Raw genomic sequence first — 3,396 nt, forward strand, 5'->3', positions numbered from 1 at the left:
TTGCACTCTGGGTTAAGGTTCTAATTGGCTTGGTGCTTGGCGTTATTGTTGGATATATTATCCATCACCCGCTTGCTAATGTGCTACTTTCAATGGGGGCAATTGATTCCATAGAAGAATATAAAACCGCTGATTACACTAGATATTTACTTCCACTTGGAACTATTTTCATTAACCTAGTGAAGATGGTTATTCCGCCACTTATTTTCTTTTCGCTTGTTTCTGCGATTACAAATATGGTTAATTCCTCTAATATGTCTAAGATTGGTTTGAAATCAGTGCTTGCATATCTTGGCACGGCATGTTTTGCGGTTGTAATTGGTCTTGGTGCGGGCATTATTTTTGAGCCAGGCAAAGGCGTGGAACTTCACATGGAGAAATCTACTTTCCAAATCCCAACTGATGGACCAAAAGATTTCTTGGAGATGATAATTAGTATTTTCCCTCACAATGCTATTGGTGCAATGGCTGAAGGTAAGATATTACAAATCGTTGTATTCTCTCTATTTGCTGGGTTCACAATTAATTTAATTAGAGATAAAGTTCCAAATTTACTGGTTTTAATCAATGAATTTGCACAATTTTCATTCAAAATGATTGAGCTAATTGTTAAACTTTCACCTATCGGTGTGTTTGGCTTTATGTCTTGGATGATTGGTGAGAAAGGCCTTGCAATAGTTGGTTCACTCGGCAAATTATTCTCAGTTGTTCTGGTTGCGTGCTTCTTCCAATATTTAATATTCGGTTTGATTATTAAATTTTTTGGCAAGGTTTCACCGCTTCCATTCTATAAAAAAATGATTGAGCCTCAAACGCTTGCATTTTCAACTAGTAGCAGTAAAGCAGCTTTGGCAACCACTATGAAAACCCTCAAAGAAAAAATGGGTGTTTCAGAAACTAGTGCGAATTTTGTTCTGCCACTTGGTGCTTCAATGAATATGGATGGCACTGCAATTTACCTCGGAATTTGTGCATTATTCTTCGCACAAGCAACTGATGTTGTGCTTGGTATGCATGATTATGTAATGTTGATATTCACTTGCACCATTGCATCAATTGGTGCGGCAGGTATTCCAAGTGGTTCAATTATCTTTATGGGAATGGTGTTAAATTCAGTTGGCATTCCAATTGAATATATCGCAATTATACTTGGTATTGATAGGGTTCTTGATATGTTTAGAACCACCGTCAACATTACCGGTGATGCTTGCATTACCCTAACCATTGATTCCACTGAAAAGCAACTTGATGAGAAGGTTTATTATTCTAAGAGTTAGGCTCTAGGGCTATAAATAATTAGATTTTAACTTCTTAACCACTAATTGTCACCCCGCATTTATTGCGGGGTTAATGGTTGAAAGTGTTTACTAGTCTAACTATTGTGCGTGTATTTATGATTAACTCCGCGACAAGCACGGGGTAACATTCAGACGGAAAAATATATTGCCTCCACTAAATCTAACTAAAGTTATCAATGGCTAAAATTGAAACCGCAAGATTTGAATCTTTTGTTAAATCTAAGGAATATCTTAAATTCTCAAGCATCTTAATTTGCGGGCAAGATTACGGGGCAATTTCAAATTCCCTTAAAATATTAGAAAAGGAGATATCACCAAACGATGATCCTTTCACTACTGCTAAAATTGATGTTAGCCAAATCACAGAAGAATCAACAATAATTTTAGATGAGCTTTCAGCAATAAGTTTTGGTGGCGGTAGAAGGCTTGTTTCTGTTAAAAATATTGAAGGCAGGGTTGCTACAGAAAAGCTAATTGCAACTATCGCAGATATAACCCCAGAAATCTCTGAAAATGCACTTCTCTTAATTACTTCTGGGGATTTGAGCAAAGATTCATCTCTAAGAAAATTATTTGAAAGCGAAAGAAACCTCGCCTACTTTCACTATTACGCTGAAAATGAAAGAAACCTCGCCGCAAAAATAAATCAGCTTTTCCAAAAAAATAATATTAAAGCTCCGCAAGATGCCTGTGAGGCTCTGGCTGAATTATGCAAAGGTGATGCCTCTATTATGCAAAATGAGGTTGAGAAAATCTCTCTTTATCTACAAAATAAAGGTGAGGTTACGCTTGAAGATATTTATAATTTAACTGGCAATTCCTCAGAAACTTCAGTGCAGGATATCGCAAATTATGTTTTCCTTGGGGATTTTCCAAACGCATTACAAAAATATAGAAAAGCCATTGATGATGGTGTTGTGCCAATTTTTCTATTTCGTGCTTTAAGAAATTACATTGAAAAGCTAGAATATGGTATTCAGCAAACAAAAGAAGGTAAGAATGTTGCAGAAATTATGAGATTTATGAGGATATTCTTCACCCAGCAAGATTTTTATAAAAAACATCTGCAAAGGCTCTCAAAATCTAATAATTTTGATAAATTATATCATATTTTATACGAAGCAGAATCAAAAATCAAAACCTCAAACTCCGAGCCTGAAATCATCACCGAGCAAGTAATATATAAACTAAGTGCCTAAACTTAAATTAACTATAATAAAAATCTATTTTCTGCATAAATTTCTTGAAAATTAGGGAATTATTTATGCTAAAAAAAATTTTTATTTTAAGTGGGGTTTTATTAAATCTAATATTTTCTCAGCAAAAAAGTTTTGCAAATGAGATGAAAAGACCAGAAAAGAAAGATTTAACCATTACAATCGGCTTTGCACCAGTTTATTCACCAGTATTTGATGGGGCGAGTGATTATGGCTTTTCAATATTCCCAGATTTAAGGGTAAATTATAAGGACAGATTTTTTGCCTCAGTGCCAGAAGGTATTTTCTATAATGCTATCAATGAGGAAGATTGGAAGTTAGGGCCGATAGCCAAAATCAGATTCGGTAGAGAGGAAGCAACTGGTGGTTCACCTTTCTTAATTTCTGGTGAAACTAATGCACTGAAAGGCTTAGGAGATATTGATTCAGCTATAGAACTCGGAAGTTTTGTTCAATATTCTAAAGATAATATCCGCTCAAGAGTTGAATTAAGGCAAGGTTTTGGTGGTCATGAGGGAATTGTCGCAGATGCAAATATCAATTATTTTAATAGGGTTGGCCCACTTAGTTATAGTTTTGGGCCAAGAATTTCTTTCGCAAGCGCAGAGTTTAATAATACTTATTACGGCATAAACCAAACGCAAGCAACAAACTCAGGCTTGAACCAATATAACGCAAACTCAGGTTTTAATTCTTATGGCGTTGGCGGCGCATCAACAATGCCTTTAACTAACAGCACAGCAGTTACAATATTTGGAGGGTTTGATATTCTAGGCACGCCTGCTAGTGATTCTCCCTTAATTACAAATAGAGGTGATGAAAACCAATTTGTAATGGGTATTGCCTATGGTTATAGATTCGGCTGGAATGATGGGGAGTAA

3 protein-coding genes are annotated in these 3,396 nt (G+C 35.6%); all 3 read left to right on the top strand.

Annotation, left to right across the window (positions count from 1 at the left end; all coding sequences use genetic code 11):
• The coding region (locus SFT90_02795) for a dicarboxylate/amino acid:cation symporter (GenBank protein MDX1949413.1) at nucleotides 1-1,277 on the top strand (1,277 nt) is incomplete at its 5' end.
• A gap of 197 nt (nucleotides 1,278-1,474) precedes the next feature.
• A complete protein-coding gene (gene holA / locus SFT90_02800) occupies nucleotides 1,475-2,497 on the top strand; it encodes a DNA polymerase III subunit delta (protein ID MDX1949414.1) in 1,023 nt (340 codons plus the stop codon).
• A 65-nt stretch (nucleotides 2,498-2,562) separates the two neighbouring features.
• Nucleotides 2,563-3,396, top strand: coding sequence for a MipA/OmpV family protein (locus SFT90_02805; GenBank protein MDX1949415.1), 834 nt, complete (start codon nucleotides 2,563-2,565; stop codon nucleotides 3,394-3,396).

It is taken from the genome of Rickettsiales bacterium, assembly GCA_033762595.1.
GTDB lineage: Bacteria > Pseudomonadota > Alphaproteobacteria > Rickettsiales > UBA8987 > JANPLD01.